This is a genomic window from Martelella sp. (assembly GCF_984369615.1).
In genome coordinates this window covers 1-15,130 of the sequence record NZ_CFHTCS010000078.1, presented here as the reverse complement: position 1 = coordinate 15,130, position 15,130 = coordinate 1, and the positions used below count along the sequence as shown (strand labels likewise).

The window sequence follows — 15,130 nt, the reverse complement described above, 5'->3', positions numbered from 1 at the left end:
GGTTCCCGCGCCAAGGAACGGGAACCGAATGACGGACAGTAAAGACGACAAGACATCCAACGACGCAGGCAAGAAGACACTGAAGCTTAAGCCGTCGGGTGTCAGCCAGGGCACCGTGCGCCAGGATATGGGGCGCGGTCGCAGCAAGGCGGTCGTGGTGGAAACACGCAAACGCCGGCTGCACAAGCCGAGCGAAGAGACAAGCTCAACACCGGCAGCAACGACGAACCAGCGCAGTGCTACGCCGGCGCAGCCGCGCGCGCCCGAAGGGCAGACCCGCCGCGCCGATGACGCCAGCCGCCAGCAGCGCCAGCCGAAGGGCCAGCCTTCGCGTCCGGGCGGCCAGAACCGCCAGCGCGGCGGCCAGCAGCCCGATCGCGGCAATGGCGGCCAGAATCGCCAGCGCGGCAATGTGCTGCATGACCTTTCCCAGGGCGAGATGGATGCCCGCCGCCGTGCCCTGGTGATGGCGCAGCAGCGCGAGGCCGAAGAGGCCGAACGCCGCAAGCGCGAAGCGGAAGAGCGCCGCGTGGCCGAGGAGGCCGCCAAGCGCGAGGCCGAGGAAAAAGCCAGGCGCGAGGCCGAAGAGGCCAAGAAGCAGCCGGTCAAGGAAGAAGAGCCCGAGGCTCCGCAAACGCCGGCCGCCGGCGCTGAGGCGCCTGCCGCTGCGGAACTGCCTCCGGGCGACGATGCCAAGCCGAGCCGTGCCGCCCCGCGCCACCGCCCGCAGGCCCGCACCGAGACTGACGAGGAGGGCGACGCCGGCCGCGGACGCAAGCCGCGCCGCGAGGGCGAAGACGCCGGCGGGTCCGCCCGCGGCAAGGCTCTCCGCCCTGAAGCGCCTGCAAAGCCCGCTTCCCGTCCGAAAGGCACGGGTGAGCGTCGCCGCGGCAAGCTGACGGTGACTGCGGTTACCGGCGACGACGAGGGCGGCAGCCAGCGTGGCCGTTCGCTTTCGGCGATGCGCCGCCGTCAGGAAAAGATGCGCCGCGCCCAGATGCAGGAGCCGCGCGAGAAGGTTCTGCGCGAGGTCGTTCTGCCGGAGACCATCACCATTCAGGAATTGTCGCAGCGCATGTCCGAACGGGCTGTCGATGTCATCAAGTACCTGATGAAGGAAGGGCAGATGATGAAGCCCGGCGACGTGATCGATGCCGATCTCGCCGAGCTGATCGCCACCGAATTCGGCCATACGGTGAAGCGCGTTGCTGAGTCGGATGTCGAGGAGGGTATCTTCGACGTCAGCGATGACGAGGCCGATCTCGAGCCGCGTGCGCCGGTCGTGACCATCATGGGCCACGTCGACCACGGCAAGACCTCGCTTCTTGACGCGATCCGCCATGCCAATGTCGTTTCCGGCGAGGCCGGCGGCATCACCCAGCATATCGGCGCCTACCAGGTCGAGCAGGACGGTCAGAAGATCACCTTCATCGATACTCCCGGCCACGCCGCCTTTACCGCGATGCGTGCCCGCGGCGCCGAAGTGACCGATATCGCCATTCTGGTGGTTGCCGCTGACGACAGCGTTATGCCGCAGACGATCGAGTCCATCAATCACGCCAAGGCCGCCGGCGTGCCGATCATCGTTGCCATCAACAAGATCGACAAGCCCGCTGCCGACGCCCAGAAGGTGCGCACCGAACTGCTTCAGCACGAAGTGTTCGTCGAAACCATGGGCGGCGAGACCCTGGAAGTCGAAGTTTCGGCCAAGACCGGCCAGAACCTCGACAAGCTTCTGGAAGCGATCCTGCTGCAGGCGGAAATTCTCGACCTCAAGGCCAATGCCGACCGCACGGCCGAGGGCGTCGTCATCGAAGCCCAGCTTGACCGCGGCCGCGGTTCCGTCGCAACGGTGCTGGTGCAGAAGGGCACGCTGAAGCCGGGCCAGGTTCTGGTTGCCGGCGACCAGTGGGGCCGCGTGCGCGCGCTGATCAACGATCACGGCGAACATGTGAAGGAAGCCGGCCCGTCCATGCCGGTGGAGGTTCTCGGCCTTGGCGGAACGCCGTCTGCCGGTGACCGCTTTGCCGTCGTCGAGAACGAATCGAAGGCGCGCGAGGTCTCCGAGTATCGCCAGCGTCTTGCCCGCGACAAGGCGGCGGCCCGTCAGTCCGGCTCGCGCGGTTCGCTCGAGCAGATGATGAGCCAGCTGCAGGATACCGGCCTCAAGGAGTTCCCGCTGTTGATCAAGGGCGACGTCCAGGGCTCGGTCGAGGCCATCAACGCCGCGCTCGAAAAGCTCGGGACCGACGAAGTGCGCGCCCGCGTCGTGCATGCGGCGGCAGGCGGCATCACCGAATCGGATATCTCGCTTGCCGAGGCATCTGACGCGGCGATCATCGGCTTCAACGTGCGTGCGAACGCGCAGGCCCGCCGCGCCGCCGAGCAGGCCGGCATCGAGATCCGCTATTACAACATCATCTACGATCTTGTGGATGACGTGAAAGCGGCGATGTCGGGTCTCCTGTCGCCGGAGCGTCGCGAGACCTTCCTCGGCAATGCCGAGATCCTGGAAGTGTTCAACATTTCCAAGGTCGGCAAGGTCGCGGGTTGCCGCGTCACCGAAGGCAAGATGGAGCGCGGCGCCGGCGTTCGCCTGATTCGCGACAACGTGGTTATCCACGAAGGCAAGCTGAAGACGCTGAAGCGCTTCAAGGACGAAGTCTCCGAAGTGCCGGTCGGGCAGGAATGCGGCATGGCCTTCGAGAACTACGAGGACATCCGCGCCGGCGACGTCATCGAGGCCTTCCGCGTCGAACATATCACCCGCACGCTCTGATTTCAGTGTGCGGAAGCGAAATGGGAAAACCGGCTTCGGCCGGTTTTTTCATGCGCGGCTTTTGCCGCGTCTCCAGAATCAGAAAGCCCGGCGAACAACTCTTGAGGAGCAGCGCGCCGGGCTTTTCCGGTTTGACCGGAACTGAAACGGATCGTTTGCGGCGATCCGTTCTTTTCCCGCAATTGAGAGGAGGGAGATTGGCCTGCGGGACGGCCTTACAAAGCGTTTCAGCTATTGAAGGAGGAGGAGATCGTGAAACGCCCTGATCTTTGAATTTCCTTTCCGTGTGGTCGGCAGTTGCCTGCCTCATCGGTCTGGAACTGTTTCTAGCCGTTAATGCGTGTCAGCGATTTGCGCTGAATCAAATGATTGATCCTCGACGATCGAAAAGTTGAATTTTCTGATGATCATTTGATTGATTGGAAAATATGGATAGGGCCGGCCGCGTCGAAACAGGGCGCGGCGATTGACGTTGCGCCGCCGAAGCGCTAAACGGGCCGCCAGTCATCGAACATGTCCGCGCGGGTTCGAACCCCGTCAAACGGCCGGGCACGAGACAAACACGAACGATCTAGACAAGGTTGATATGACGAGAGCTACCTCCTCGGCGCCCTCCCAGCGCATGCTTCGCGTTGGCGAACAGGTTCGCGCCGCCATTACCAAGGTTCTCCAGCGCGGCGAAGTGCTCGATCCGTTGCTGGAGACCACTGTCGTCTCGATTTCCGAGGTGCGGATGTCGCCGGACCTGAAGGTCGCGACCGCCTATGTGACGCCGCTCGGCGACCGCGACCACGACGCGACGGTGCGCGCGCTGAACCATCATGCGAAGTTCATCCGCGGCCGCATCACGCGCGAACTCCGGCAGATGAAATACATGCCCGAGCTGCGCTTCCGCGACGACACGAGCTTCGAGAATTTCCGCAAGATCGACGAGCTTCTGCATTCGCCGGAGGTGGCGCGCGATCTCGATCACGACGACGACAACGACAACGAAGACAAAGAATAAGACCGGACATGGCACGACAGAGAAAACCCAAGGGCCGTCCCGTTTCCGGTTGGCTGATCCTCGACAAGCCCGTCGATTTCGGCTCGACCGAGGCCGTTTCCAAGGTAAAGTGGCTGTTCAAGGCGCAGAAGGCGGGCCATGCCGGCACGCTCGACCCGCTGGCTTCCGGCATGCTGCCGATAGCGCTTGGCGATGCCACCAAGACGGTTCCCTATGTCATGGAAGGTCGGAAGATCTACGAATTCACCGTCACCTGGGGCGAGGAACGGGCGACGGACGACCTTGAGGGCGACGTGACCGAAAGCTCGGACAATCGTCCGACGCGCGCCGGGATCGAGGCGCTGCTCGCCAAATACACCGGCGTGATCGAGCAGGTGCCGCCGCAGTTTTCGGCGATCAAGATCGACGGCGCCCGCGCCTATGATCTGGCGCGCGAGGGCGAGACGGTCGAAATCCCGACGCGCGAGGTCGAGATCCACCGGCTGACGCTGATCGGCTGCCCGGACGAGAACTCGGCGGATTTCGAGGTCGAGTGCGGTAAGGGCACCTATGTGCGCGCGCTGGCCCGCGACATGGGGCGCGATCTCGGTTGTTTCGGCCATATCTCGGCGCTGCGCCGCCCCTTCGTCGCGCCCTTTTCCGAGGATATGCTGGTGCCGCTCGCCGAACTGACGGCGCTGGAGGACATCGAGGACGACGCCGAGCGCTTTGCCGCATTGGAAGAATTCCTCGTCGATACCTCCGAAGCGCTGACGAGCCTGCCGCATGTGCCGGTCAACGATGAACAGGCGCGCCGCCTCAAGCTCGGCAATCCGATCATCCTGCGCGGCGCGCATGCCCCGGTCGAAGAGCCGGAGGCCTACGCTTCCGTCGGCGGGCGTCTGGTTGCCATCGGCGAGATCGCGCAAGGGCAGTTTCGTCCGCGCCGGGTATTCGGCTGATCATTTTCCCGAAGCCGCGAGCTGATGCGCCAGCCGCGTGAACAGGCCGGCCGCCTTCGTTTCATCGACGGCGGCCTTGTCGTTTATGGTCACGGAGAGGCAGAAGCGGCGGCCGTCGCCGGCCGTCAGGTCCGCCGTCAGGTTCAGCACGCCGGTCTCGCTGCCGCCCTTGTAGGCGACGGATTGCCAGTCGCCGGCGCGCACCGGGCCGGGATTGACGGAAAAGACGTCCGCCCCGGCGACCGCGTGCATCAGCGCACACAGTTTCTCGTTGGAAAGAGACCATTCGACGCCGGTCGCCATTGGCCCCATCACGGCGGAGACGGGCGGCAGCGGACCCGAAGCGGCCTTCTCTGCAATCGCCGGTTTCTCGCTGTCGGGCGCAGCGTCGTAGTCCTGCGCAAGCGCCGGATCGGCCTTCAGCGCGAAGGCCTGGCGGGTGGTGAGCACGGTCGGAAGGCCGAGGGCATGCGCGATGCGATCGGCGCCGAGGACGCGCATCAGCATATCGGTCGCGGTGTTGTCGCTTTCGGCGATCATCAGCGTTGCCAGCGTATGCAGCGTCAGCGGCGATCCGTCCGGAAAATTCTGCAGGCGGCCGGTTGGCAGGGATTTGTCCTGCGGCTGCAGAGTGGCGATGTCCCGCCAGTCGCTTCCGCCTGCATCGATATCCTCGAGCAGAACCTTGAGGATGCCGAGCTTGAAGGCCGAGGCGACCGCAAGCGGCGCATCCGAGTGTCTGTCGAAAAGCGTCTTTCCGTTCGATGTCACGAGATAGGAGACCGTGCCCGGCATGGCCTCGAAGGCGGCAAGCGTGGCTTCCGGGCCGGCGGTCAGGGCCTCCGGCGGGCTGAAGAACAGGCCGAGGATCTTGCCGTCGTCATCGAGCGAGATCTCGACCGGAATTTCGTGGGTCTCCGTGCGGATCATATAGGCGCCCTTGTCGCCCGTGACCGAGAGGGCCGGACCGGTCTGCACGACGAGGCGGTCGACAAGAGCGGTCAGCTGCGCGTCCGGTACCGCCCGCGCAAAGCTTTCGGAGACCAGCGTGCCCGCATCCTGCGGGTTCTGCCAGAGCGTCTCGATGGCCTTGATTTCGGTCGGGCCCGCGAGCGTCTGCGTTGCCGTCGCGAGCACCGCCACTGCGCCGGCGGCGATGATGTTGCGAAATGCCATAGGGTCGATCCTTCCAGTGCGTGCAGACTGTCGCATGCCATTCCTCGCCATGCAACGCGGCGTGGTGAGCCGGGGCCGGGAGGCTTGGTCGAAAAATCGTTTTAAATTATCTTGACGTAAGCTACGTTCCGTAAGGCGCGTTGCCGGGTAGGAGGTCCCGCATTCATGTCTCAATACGTCATCATGACGGTCAATTTTGCCGGTTTGATGGCCCTGACGGCGATTGCCTTCGGCCTGGTGCTGAAGTCGGTTGCCGGCCGTCCCGCACAGCAGGTGCTGTTCGGCCTCGTGTTGGGGCTTGGCGCAGCCTTCGTTTCGCTGCAGCCGATCATGTTCGTCAACGGCCTGCAGATCGATCCGCGCAATCTCTTCGTCAGCTGCGCCGGCGCCTTCGCGGGGCCTCTCGGCGGGGCCATCAGTTTCGCCATCGCTGCGGCAACACGTTATTATGAGGGCGATCCTTCCGCCTATGTCTGCGTGCTGTCCCTGTTTCTTGCAACGGCGGCGGGCCTCGCCTGGCGGTCCCTGTGCTGGAATCGCGGGCAGGTGGGGGCGGTCCATCTGTTGCTTCTCGGGCTCGGCATCAGCCTGTCCTATGTCTGCACCTTCCTTTTGCCGCGCGAGGACTGGAGGACGGTATTTTCCTCGGCCATCCCGTTCCTGACAACGACCAATGTGATCGGCACCCTGGTCCTCGGCGGCTTTCTCGAGAGGGAAAGGCGACGCAGGCTGCGCGAGGACCATCTCAAGGACCAGGCCTCCGTCGATCCCTTGACCGGTCTCAAGAACCGCAGGGCCTTCGAGGCTGCCTACGAGACGACCGTGCTGCCGCAGTCTGCCACGCTCGGCGTGGCGTTCCTCCTGATCGACCTCGATCATTTCAAACAGGTGAACGATACCTATGGCCATGCGACCGGCGACCGCGTGCTGGTCGGCGTTGCCGAGAAGCTCGTCGCGCGGCTGAGGGATTTTGATCTGACCGCGCGTTTCGGCGGCGAGGAGTTTGCCGTTTGTCTGCCCGACACCGGTCGGGAGGATGCGATGATGATTGCCCAGCGTCTGCGCCGTGCGGTTGTCGAGGTCGGCAAGAGCGCCGCCGCGCCCGGCTTGACGACCAGCATCGGCATCTGCTGGACCCCTTCTCCGATCGCGATGCGAAGGGCCTTCGATATTGCCGACGGCGCCCTCTACCAGGCCAAGCTGCATGGTCGCGATCAGGTGGTTCTCGATGACGCCGATGCAGCCGGGACCGCGCGGCTGTCGTCCGCCGTTGCCGCGGGCGAGGCCGACAGGCCCGTGCCCGCCTGAATGGCGGAATGGCCGGCCGGGCTTGGCTCTCGACAATCCCGCGCTTTTGCCCTATATGGCGGCCAGCATTGGAATAAATGCGTTTAAACGGCCCTTGCTGGACGACATCCCGGCCCGGGCGACCCAAAAACACCCTCATTTCGAAAGGATGACCCGATGTCGATTACTGCCGAGCGCAAGGCCGCACTCATCAAGGAATTCGCAACCAAGGAAGGCGACACCGGTTCGCCGGAAGTCCAGGTTGCGATCCTCACCGAGCGGATCACCAACCTGACCGAGCACTTCAAGGACCACAAGAAGGATAACCATTCCCGCCGTGGTCTTCTGACGCTGGTTTCGACCCGCCGTTCGCTGCTCGACTACCTGAAGCGCATCGACGAAAGCCGTTACACGACCCTGATCGGTCGTCTGGGCATTCGCCGCTAAGCCGCATGACCGGCGGGCGCCCTGGCGTCCGCCGCTTTTGTTTTCGCGCAGTAGATGCGCCGGTTCCAAGCCGTGGCGGGCGAAGGGATCTGAAAGGCGAGGCCGGGATGATGGCATTCCGGTTCCGCAACGCCATAACGGACCTGTCATGGGGCAGGATTGCTGGCCGCTTCGGAATGTGAAGCGGCGCGCTGTCTTGCCCGTGACGCGTCGAATGTAACGTCGAGATCGCGTTGCGCTCTTTTCATGAGGAAAGAGCAGCGCGCGCACTTATTGAAGGACAAGACATGTTCAACACCCACACAGTGGAAATCGAGTGGGCGGGACGCACGCTCAAGCTTGAGACGGGCAAGGTTGCCCGTCAGGCAGACGGTGCCGTTCTCGCGACCTATGGCGAAACCGCCGTTCTCGCCACCGTCGTTTCCGCCAAGGAAGCCAAGCCCGGCCAGGACTTCTTCCCGCTGACGGTCAACTACCAGGAAAAGACCTATGCGGCCGGCCGCATCCCCGGCGGCTATTTCAAGCGCGAAGGCCGTCCGAGCGAAAACGAAACGCTCGTCTCCCGCCTGATCGACCGTCCTATCCGCCCGCTCTTCCCGGAAGGCTACAAGAACGACACGCAGGTCGTCGTCACCGTTCTGCAGCACGACCTTGAGAACAATCCGGACGTTCTGGCCATGGTCGCAACGTCGGCGGCGCTGACGCTTTCGGGCGTTCCCTTCATGGGCCCGATCGGCGGCGCGCGCGTCGGCTACATCAACGGCGAATATGTGCTGAACCCGCATATCGACGAAATGCCGGAGACCGCGCTCGACCTCGTTGTCGCCGGCACGGGCGATGCCGTTCTGATGGTGGAGTCGGAAGCCAAGGAACTGCCGGAAGACGTGATGCTCGGCGCCGTCATGTTCGGCCACAAGGGGTTCCAGCCGGTCATCGACGCGATCATCAAGCTCGCCGAAGTCGCCGCCAAGGAACCGCGCGAATTCGAGCCGGAAGATCATTCCGCGCTTGAAGCCGACATGCTCTCCTTCATCGAGAACGAACTGCGCGACGCCTACAAGATCACCGAAAAGGCTGCCCGCTACGCCGCCGTCGATGCTTGCAAGGCCAAGGTCAAGGAGCGCTATGCCCCGGCCGAAGGCGAAGAGGCGAAGTACACGGCCGAGGAAATCGGCGCCGTCTTCAAGCACCTTCAGGCCAAGATCGTCCGCTGGAACATTCTCGACACCAAGAGCCGTATCGACGGCCGTGATCTCGAGACCGTCCGCCCGATCGTCTCCGAAGTCGGCCTTCTGCCGCGCACTCATGGTTCGGCGCTGTTCACCCGCGGCGAAACGCAGGCGCTCGTCGTCGCGACGCTCGGCACCGGCGAGGACGAGCAGTTCGTTGACGCGCTGACCGGCATGTACAAGGAACGCTTCCTGCTGCACTACAACTTCCCGCCTTATTCGGTCGGCGAGACGGGCCGCATGGGCTCCCCGGGCCGTCGCGAAATCGGTCATGGCAAGCTTGCGTGGCGCGCCATCCGCCCGATGCTGCCGACGGTGGAACAGTTCCCCTACACGCTGCGCGTCGTCTCGGAAATCACCGAATCCAACGGCTCGTCCTCGATGGCGACCGTCTGCGGCACCTCGCTGGCGCTCATGGACGCCGGTGTGCCGCTGGCAAAGCCGGTTGCCGGCATCGCCATGGGCCTGATCCTGGAAGGCGAGCGCTTTGCGGTTCTCTCCGATATTCTCGGTGACGAGGACCATCTCGGCGACATGGACTTCAAGGTTGCCGGCACGTCCGATGGCATCACTTCGCTGCAGATGGACATCAAGATCGCCGGCATCACCGAGGAGATCATGAAGGTCGCGCTCGGCCAGGCCCAGGGCGGCCGCAAGCACATTCTCGGCGAAATGGCCAAGGCCATCACCGAGGGGCGCGAGCAGCTCGGCGAATACGCACCACGCATCGAGATGATGACGATTGCCGTCGACAAGATCCGCGACGTGATCGGCGCAGGCGGCAAGATCATCCGCGAAATCGTTGAAAAGACAGGCGCCAAGATCAACATTGACGATGACGGCACGATCAAGATCGCGTCTTCCTCGGGCAAGGAGATCGAGGCCGCCAAGAAGTGGATTCACTCGATCGTCGACGAGCCGGAGCTCAACGCCATCTACGAAGGCACGGTCGTCAAGACCGCCGACTTCGGCGCCTTCGTCAACTTCTTCGGCCCGCGTGACGGTCTGGTCCATATCTCGCAGCTTGCTTCCGAGCGCGTTGCCAAGACCACCGACGTCGTCAAGGAAGGCGACAAGGTCTGGGTCAAGCTCATCGGCTTTGACGAGCGCGGCAAGGTCAAGCTGTCGATGAAGGTCGTCGACCAGGAAACCGGCAAGGAACTGGCCAAGCCCGAACGCAAGAAGGACGATGCTGCCGAATAAGGGCGGCCTTTCCGGTTGATCCGAGGCGATAACCCACACCCAACCGATCTCCCCCCTTGAGGGGGAGATGTCGCGAAAGCGACAGAGAGGGGTAGAGGGCATAAGCCCGATACTCAGCATCTGCCGATAGGGTTCACCCCTCTCTGCCCCTTCGGGGCATCTCTCCCTCAAGGGGAGAGATTGGGGAGAGAACCGCAAGGCATTCATTTTCAGGCGTGAGCAGCTATCGCTCACGCCTTTTTCACAGGTGACATCATGGCGCGCGAGACGCTGAAAACACTCTTCCATCCCTTCGAAAGCGGCACGGTCGAGCCGGTTGCGGGCCCCGTGCTGTTTCTCGGCGCTGAGGCCGGCTATCGCCTGCCGGAAGGCTTCTCCGATGATCTTGCCGCTGTGCAGCCATTCCGCTCGCATTATGCCGCGCTTGAGCGGGCAGGCGCTTCCGTTTCGCCGGAAGCCGGTGAGGGACGCTATTCGGCGACGCTGATCCTTCTCACCAAGCATCGCGGCGAGAACGAAAACCGCGTGGCGGAAGCGCTGGAAAAAACCGTGCCCGGCGGCTTCATCGTCATTGCCGGATCGAAGGAAGACGGCGTGCAGTCCATGCGCAAGCGCCTCGGCAAGATGTTTGCCGATCTGGAAGCGATGCCGAAATATCACGGCGTTGCGCTGTGGTTCACCCGTCCGGACGACGTAAGCGAGGCGGTTGCCGCATTCACCCATCCGACCGTGGAGATCGATGGTCGGTTCACCACCATACCGGGTCTGTTCTCGCATGATCGCGTGGATGAAGGTTCGCGCATTCTGGCCGAGCGCCTTCCGGAGGATTTCGCCGGTCTGGCGGCCGATTTCGGTGCAGGCTGGGGCTATCTTTCGGCCATGCTCGCGGAAAAGGCGCCGCGCACCGTCGGCATCGATCTTTACGAGGCGGACTGGCGCGCGCTGGAGCGGGCGAAGGCCAATCTTGCGGCCGTTTCCCCGGCAACCCGCTTCTTCTGGCAGGACCTGGCCTCCGAGCCGGTCAAGAACCGCTACGACCTGATCATCATGAACCCGCCCTTCCACACCGGAAAGGCCGCCGAGCCGTCGCTTGGCAAGGCGTTGGTCAAGGCGGCCGCGAACGCGCTGAAGCCCGGCGGCAGGCTGCTGCTGGTCGCCAATCGGGGCCTGCCTTACGAAGACGTGCTTGCCGAGAACTGCAAGAAGAGCGGCGAAGACTATCGCAATGCTCGCTTCAAGCTGCTCTGGGGCGTCAAGTGAGGTTCAACGCCCTCATCCCCGAGCTCGGCGTCTCCGATTTGGCGAAAAGCCTCGACTTTTATGTCGGGCTGATCGGCTTTTCGGTGGCTTATGACCGGCCGGAAGAGGGGTTCGCGTTTCTCGAGCTTGGGTCCGCCCAGATCATGCTCGATACGATCGGCATGGGCCGCTCCATTGGCGCCGACATGCCTGCGCGCGGCGGCGGTATCAATTTCCAGCTTGACGTTACGGACTTCGACGACATCGTCGCCCGGTTGACGGTAGCACAATGGCCGCTGGTCCTTGGCCCGGAGGAGCGCTGTTACCGCACGCCTGAGGGCGAAAAGAGGCAGCGGCAACTCTGGGTCCGGGATCCGGACGGTTATCTCCTCAGGCCGTGCCAGCCGCTGAGCTGAACCGTCGCCCTATTGCTCGCCGAGCTTGATCGACGGATCATAGTCCTTTCCCTCGACCTCCTTCACCACGGCCTGGCCGCAATAGGTCTTGCCGAGAACCGGATCATAGGTGAGCGAGGGGGAGCCATGCAGCTCCCAGCCCTTGTTCAGGGCAGCGGTGACCTTGTGGCAGAAGCCGGAATCATCCGGGCCGGTGAGAAAGCGGTAGAGCTTCATTTGGTTTCCTGTTCGGATTTCTGTGCCTTGGCGAGAAGGGCCTCGGCCTGTTCAAGATGGAGGCGCTCGACCATGCGGCCGTCAAGATCGATGACGTTCAGCCCTTCCGCTTCCGGTTTCGCAAAGGCTTCAACGATGGCGCGCGCTTCGGCGAGCGCTGCTTCCGAAGGGCTGAAAAGGGCGTTTGCCGGGTCGATCTGGCGCGGATGGATCAGCATCTTGCCGTCAAAACCCATGGCGCGGGCCTCCTCGCACTCAGTCGCAAAGCCTTCGCTGTCGGCGAAGTCATTATAGACCCCGTCGATCACGGCGATGTCATAGGCGCGCGCGGCAAGCACCACCTGCATCAGCCACGGAACCAGATAGGCGCGGCCGGGCGCGGGCGCGACCCCGGTTGCGGATCTCAGATCATTGACGCCGACGATCAGCGCCTCGAGCCTGCCGCCGGCGGAGGCCTGGGAATAGGCGCCGGCAATGGCCGCGGCGTTGACGATGCCCGCCGGCGTTTCCAGCATGGCCCAGAGACGAATGCGCAGCGGCGCGCCGTTCCGGGTCAGCATGGCGCTGGCGGCGGCGACATTGGCGACGGTCTCAACCTTGGGAAGCAGGATCGCGTCCGGCTGGCATGCGAGCGCTGTTTTCATGTCCTCCTGGCCGGTCTCGGTATCGAGCGGGTTGATCCGGATCGCCGTGGTCACGTTGGCCGGGCGGCTCTGGGTGAAGAACTGTTCCAGGTTTTCGCGCGCCTCCGCCTTGCGGCCCGGCGCAACCGAGTCCTCGAGGTCGTAGATGACGGCGTCGGCGGCCAGTGTTTTTGACTTTTCCAGTGCGCGGCGGTTGACGGCGGGCACCGACAGGGCGGAGCGCCAAAGCTTGATCTCTTTCACGGCCTTATTCCTAACAATATCCGGACTCATTCTCGTTCAAGTCACATCGAATTGAAGCTTTTCAAAATTCGTTCCGGCAATCAATGAGACAAAATGGCTCCGGCCTCTTGCGAAAGCCCTTGCGAAGCGCCAGATTAGCAAATGTGAAAGGAACTTGACGATGGAAAATATCCGCACTGTTTTCATGGCAATTGTCGGTCTGGCCGCCGTGGCGTTCGTGACTGTGTTTGCCGCTTCCATTGGCCTTGCCCTGATTGCCGTCCTCGCCGTTTTGACGGTCGCGCGGATGATCGCAGTCAAGCTCAACCATGCAACCGTGCCGGTCAGGTCCCGTGACTGCCGCAAGCGTGACGGCATGCGCGTCTGGGACGACGGCCGCGGCAAGATCATCGACCTCTAGGGGCGAACCAGATCGTGATCGTTCCGGGCGGCCTCGGGCCGCTTTTCGGATGCGTACCACAAGGTACCGTTTTTCGTTGAAATCGCCGGAAAAGCGCTTTAGATCAGGACGCGAAACAAGCTTCAATCGCGCTGAGGGATCAAGCATGGAAAAATTCGTCAAGCTGACCGGCGTCGCCGCGCCGCTGCCCGTGGTCAATGTCGACACCGACATGATCATTCCCAAGGATTACCTCAAGACGATCAAGCGCACCGGCCTTGGCAAGGGCCTGTTCGCCGAGGCGCGCTACCATCAGGATGGCACGGAAAACCCGGATTTTGTGCTGAACCAGCCGGCCTACCGGAATGCCAGGATCCTCGTTGCCGGCGACAATTTCGGCTGCGGCTCTTCGCGCGAGCATGCGCCGTGGGCGCTGGCGGATTTCGGCATCCGTTGCGTCATTTCCACAAGCTTCGCCGATATCTTCTACAACAACTGCTTCAAGAACGGCATCCTGCCGATCGTCGTGTCGCAGGCCGAGCTCGACAAGCTCATGGACGATGCCGAGCGCGGCTCGAACGCCGTGGTTACGGTCGATCTGGAAAACCAGGAAATCACCGGTCCGGACGGCGGCTCGGTCAAGTTCTCGATCGATCCCTTCCGTCGCCACTGCCTGCTGAACGGCCTCGACGACATTTCGCTGACGCTGGAAAAGGCCGACAGCATCGCTAGTTACGAAGACAGGCTCGCCGCCGAGCGCCCCTGGGCCTGATTATCCCGACGATATTACGCATTGCCTTGGAAAGGCCGGTCTCGCGATCGGCCTTTTTTGTTGCGCTGCGGCTGCCCGATTGCTTCAGCCAGAAGCTGATGCAATCGGAAAATGGCATTGTCCGTTGCGGCAATTCAGGGTAGAATTTACGTGTGTGATTCACATGTGGAGGTCAGAATGTCGCGCCGTTTTTTTCTGCTACCGGCTCTCCTGTTTCCGCTTATGTCTTTTGCGCCCGACGAGCCGCCGGCGCTTCAGGGCGCGCAGTCCCCGCTCAGCGAGTGGGCGCGCGGCAAACTCGCCTTTGCCTGTGAGTTCAAGAGCGAAGACGATGACGGCTTCGACAAGATCTGCATCTATGACTGCGCCGGCTGGCCCAAGGAAATAAAGATCGACAAGTTCGACGACTGCCCTTCATCCATCAGGGACTGAGGCGGCTCGGGCCGATCATGCCGGGCGCGGAGCCGTCGCCCGGCATCGTCTTTCAGATCGGCACGCCGAAATGGCGAAGGCCCTCGATCACGCCGTCGGCGATCTCGCCCTTTGCCTCGTAGATATCGCCGTTGCCGCGGGCAAGCTCGCGCAACTCGTCAAAGCCGTTGGCGGGAATGATGCCGCGCACGCCCGGAACCTCGAACATGGCGGCGTCATTGCCGGTGTCGCCGGCGACCGCCACCTCGTGATGGGCAATGCCGAGCCGGTCGCAGAGCCAGGAGAGGCAGGCGCCCTTGTCGGCCGCCCGCGGCAGCACATCAAGGTCGCGGTTCGATGAATAGACGAGTTTAACGTCGAGTCCCTCGGCGGAAAGCGTGTCCCTGATCGCCGAAAGCCTGCTCTTCTTGGCATCGTTCAGATACCAGCTCGACTTGAAGTCATGCTGATAGCGCTTCGGCTGATAGCTGAGGTCGGGGACCTCTCCGAGAATCCGGGCGACCTTGACGGCATCAAAGCCCGCGCGGAGATGATCGTTGAAACCGTCCACCGCGCGATCGGCCTTGTGGTCATGCACCATGGTGCCGACGCCGCCGATCAGAAAGTCGGGCTCGGGAAGGCCGACCGCGCCGATCAGCGACCGGATATCGTCGACCAGCCGGCCGCTGTTATAGACGAGGATCGGCCGGCGCGCTTCCGGGATGGCCTCGAAAGCCTCCCG

The 15,130-nt window shown here is 63.1% G+C and carries 15 protein-coding genes; 11 read left to right on the top strand and 4 right to left on the bottom strand.

What is annotated here, in order from left to right; translation table 11 throughout:
- Window positions 1-28 precede the first annotated feature (28 nt).
- The 3 genes from infB to truB all read left to right on the top strand — a co-directional run bounded on the left by infB (window position 29) and on the right by truB (window position 4,726).
- A complete protein-coding gene (gene infB / locus AC5DC2_RS08770) occupies window positions 29-2,779 on the top strand; it encodes a translation initiation factor IF-2 (protein WP_491698223.1) in 2,751 nt (916 codons plus the stop codon).
- A gap of 586 nt (window positions 2,780-3,365) precedes the next feature.
- The gene (gene rbfA / locus AC5DC2_RS08765; RefSeq protein WP_491698222.1) at window positions 3,366-3,785 is read left to right on the top strand and encodes a 30S ribosome-binding factor RbfA; all 420 of its coding nucleotides are present in this window, start codon (window positions 3,366-3,368) and stop codon (window positions 3,783-3,785) included.
- An 8-nt stretch (window positions 3,786-3,793) separates the two neighbouring features.
- Complete coding sequence (gene truB / locus AC5DC2_RS08760) at window positions 3,794-4,726, top strand: tRNA pseudouridine(55) synthase TruB (protein WP_024708921.1); 933 nt, start codon at window positions 3,794-3,796, stop codon at window positions 4,724-4,726.
- Here the strand turns inward: truB and AC5DC2_RS08755 are convergent, their stop codons facing one another.
- Window positions 4,727-5,902 (bottom strand): serine hydrolase, encoded by a 1,176-nt coding sequence (locus AC5DC2_RS08755; protein WP_491698221.1) that lies wholly within the window; start codon window positions 5,900-5,902, stop codon window positions 4,727-4,729.
- A gap of 165 nt (window positions 5,903-6,067) precedes the next feature.
- Here AC5DC2_RS08755 and AC5DC2_RS08750 point away from each other — a divergent pair, with 165 nt between their 5' ends.
- The 5 genes from AC5DC2_RS08750 (at window position 6,068) to AC5DC2_RS08730 (ending at window position 11,723) form a co-directional block, all read left to right on the top strand.
- Window positions 6,068-7,210: a diguanylate cyclase gene (locus tag AC5DC2_RS08750; protein WP_491698220.1), complete on the top strand. Its 1,143-nt coding sequence runs from the start codon at window positions 6,068-6,070 to the stop codon at window positions 7,208-7,210.
- A gap of 156 nt (window positions 7,211-7,366) precedes the next feature.
- Complete coding sequence (gene rpsO / locus AC5DC2_RS08745; RefSeq protein ID WP_024708918.1) at window positions 7,367-7,636, top strand: 30S ribosomal protein S15; 270 nt, start codon at window positions 7,367-7,369, stop codon at window positions 7,634-7,636.
- A 287-nt stretch (window positions 7,637-7,923) separates the two neighbouring features.
- Window positions 7,924-10,068 (top strand): polyribonucleotide nucleotidyltransferase, encoded by a 2,145-nt coding sequence (pnp, locus tag AC5DC2_RS08740; protein WP_491698219.1) that lies wholly within the window; start codon window positions 7,924-7,926, stop codon window positions 10,066-10,068.
- A 255-nt stretch (window positions 10,069-10,323) separates the two neighbouring features.
- Complete coding sequence (locus AC5DC2_RS08735; protein ID WP_491698218.1) at window positions 10,324-11,328, top strand: class I SAM-dependent methyltransferase; 1,005 nt, start codon at window positions 10,324-10,326, stop codon at window positions 11,326-11,328.
- On the top strand, window positions 11,325-11,723 hold the full coding sequence (locus tag AC5DC2_RS08730) for a bleomycin resistance protein (protein ID WP_491698217.1): 399 nt from the start codon (window positions 11,325-11,327) through the stop codon (window positions 11,721-11,723). Before AC5DC2_RS08735 ends, AC5DC2_RS08730 begins: the two co-directional genes overlap by 4 nt.
- 9 nt (window positions 11,724-11,732) lie before the next feature.
- Here AC5DC2_RS08730 and AC5DC2_RS08725 read toward each other — a convergent pair whose 3' ends face one another.
- On the bottom strand, window positions 11,733-11,939 hold the full coding sequence (locus tag AC5DC2_RS08725) for a DUF1737 domain-containing protein (RefSeq protein WP_024708914.1): 207 nt from the start codon (window positions 11,937-11,939) through the stop codon (window positions 11,733-11,735).
- Window positions 11,936-12,856, bottom strand: coding sequence for an HpcH/HpaI aldolase/citrate lyase family protein (locus tag AC5DC2_RS08720; RefSeq protein ID WP_051424098.1), 921 nt, complete (start codon window positions 12,854-12,856; stop codon window positions 11,936-11,938). Before AC5DC2_RS08720 ends, AC5DC2_RS08725 begins: the two co-directional genes overlap by 4 nt.
- A gap of 130 nt (window positions 12,857-12,986) precedes the next feature.
- Here AC5DC2_RS08720 and AC5DC2_RS08715 point away from each other — a divergent pair, with 130 nt between their 5' ends.
- The 3 genes from AC5DC2_RS08715 (at window position 12,987) to AC5DC2_RS08705 (ending at window position 14,409) form a co-directional block, all read left to right on the top strand.
- Window positions 12,987-13,226 (top strand): hypothetical protein, encoded by a 240-nt coding sequence (locus AC5DC2_RS08715; protein WP_024708912.1) that lies wholly within the window; start codon window positions 12,987-12,989, stop codon window positions 13,224-13,226.
- 145 nt (window positions 13,227-13,371) lie between these two features.
- The gene (leuD, locus tag AC5DC2_RS08710; protein WP_024708911.1) at window positions 13,372-13,977 is read left to right on the top strand and encodes a 3-isopropylmalate dehydratase small subunit; all 606 of its coding nucleotides are present in this window, start codon (window positions 13,372-13,374) and stop codon (window positions 13,975-13,977) included.
- 177 nt (window positions 13,978-14,154) lie between these two features.
- The gene (locus AC5DC2_RS08705; RefSeq protein ID WP_024708910.1) at window positions 14,155-14,409 is read left to right on the top strand and encodes a hypothetical protein; all 255 of its coding nucleotides are present in this window, start codon (window positions 14,155-14,157) and stop codon (window positions 14,407-14,409) included.
- A 52-nt stretch (window positions 14,410-14,461) separates the two neighbouring features.
- Here AC5DC2_RS08705 and AC5DC2_RS08700 read toward each other — a convergent pair.
- A partial coding sequence (locus tag AC5DC2_RS08700) for an HAD-IIB family hydrolase (RefSeq protein WP_491698216.1) occupies window positions 14,462-15,130 on the bottom strand: 669 nt, incomplete at its 5' end.

Coding starts and splice junctions, on each gene's coding strand:
- infB (WP_491698223.1), top strand. CDS start 29: ATGACGGACAGTAAAGACGACAAGACATCCAACGACGCAGGCAAGAAG.
- rbfA (WP_491698222.1), top strand. CDS start 3,366: ATGACGAGAGCTACCTCCTCGGCGCCCTCCCAGCGCATGCTTCGCGTT.
- truB (WP_024708921.1), top strand. CDS start 3,794: ATGGCACGACAGAGAAAACCCAAGGGCCGTCCCGTTTCCGGTTGGCTG.
- AC5DC2_RS08755 (WP_491698221.1), bottom strand. CDS start 5,902: ATGGCATTTCGCAACATCATCGCCGCCGGCGCAGTGGCGGTGCTCGCG.
- AC5DC2_RS08750 (WP_491698220.1), top strand. CDS start 6,068: ATGTCTCAATACGTCATCATGACGGTCAATTTTGCCGGTTTGATGGCC.
- rpsO (WP_024708918.1), top strand. CDS start 7,367: ATGTCGATTACTGCCGAGCGCAAGGCCGCACTCATCAAGGAATTCGCA.
- pnp (WP_491698219.1), top strand. CDS start 7,924: ATGTTCAACACCCACACAGTGGAAATCGAGTGGGCGGGACGCACGCTC.
- AC5DC2_RS08735 (WP_491698218.1), top strand. CDS start 10,324: ATGGCGCGCGAGACGCTGAAAACACTCTTCCATCCCTTCGAAAGCGGC.
- AC5DC2_RS08725 (WP_024708914.1), bottom strand. CDS start 11,939: ATGAAGCTCTACCGCTTTCTCACCGGCCCGGATGATTCCGGCTTCTGC.
- AC5DC2_RS08720 (WP_051424098.1), bottom strand. CDS start 12,856: ATGAGTCCGGATATTGTTAGGAATAAGGCCGTGAAAGAGATCAAGCTT.
- AC5DC2_RS08715 (WP_024708912.1), top strand. CDS start 12,987: ATGGAAAATATCCGCACTGTTTTCATGGCAATTGTCGGTCTGGCCGCC.
- leuD (WP_024708911.1), top strand. CDS start 13,372: ATGGAAAAATTCGTCAAGCTGACCGGCGTCGCCGCGCCGCTGCCCGTG.
- AC5DC2_RS08705 (WP_024708910.1), top strand. CDS start 14,155: ATGTCGCGCCGTTTTTTTCTGCTACCGGCTCTCCTGTTTCCGCTTATG.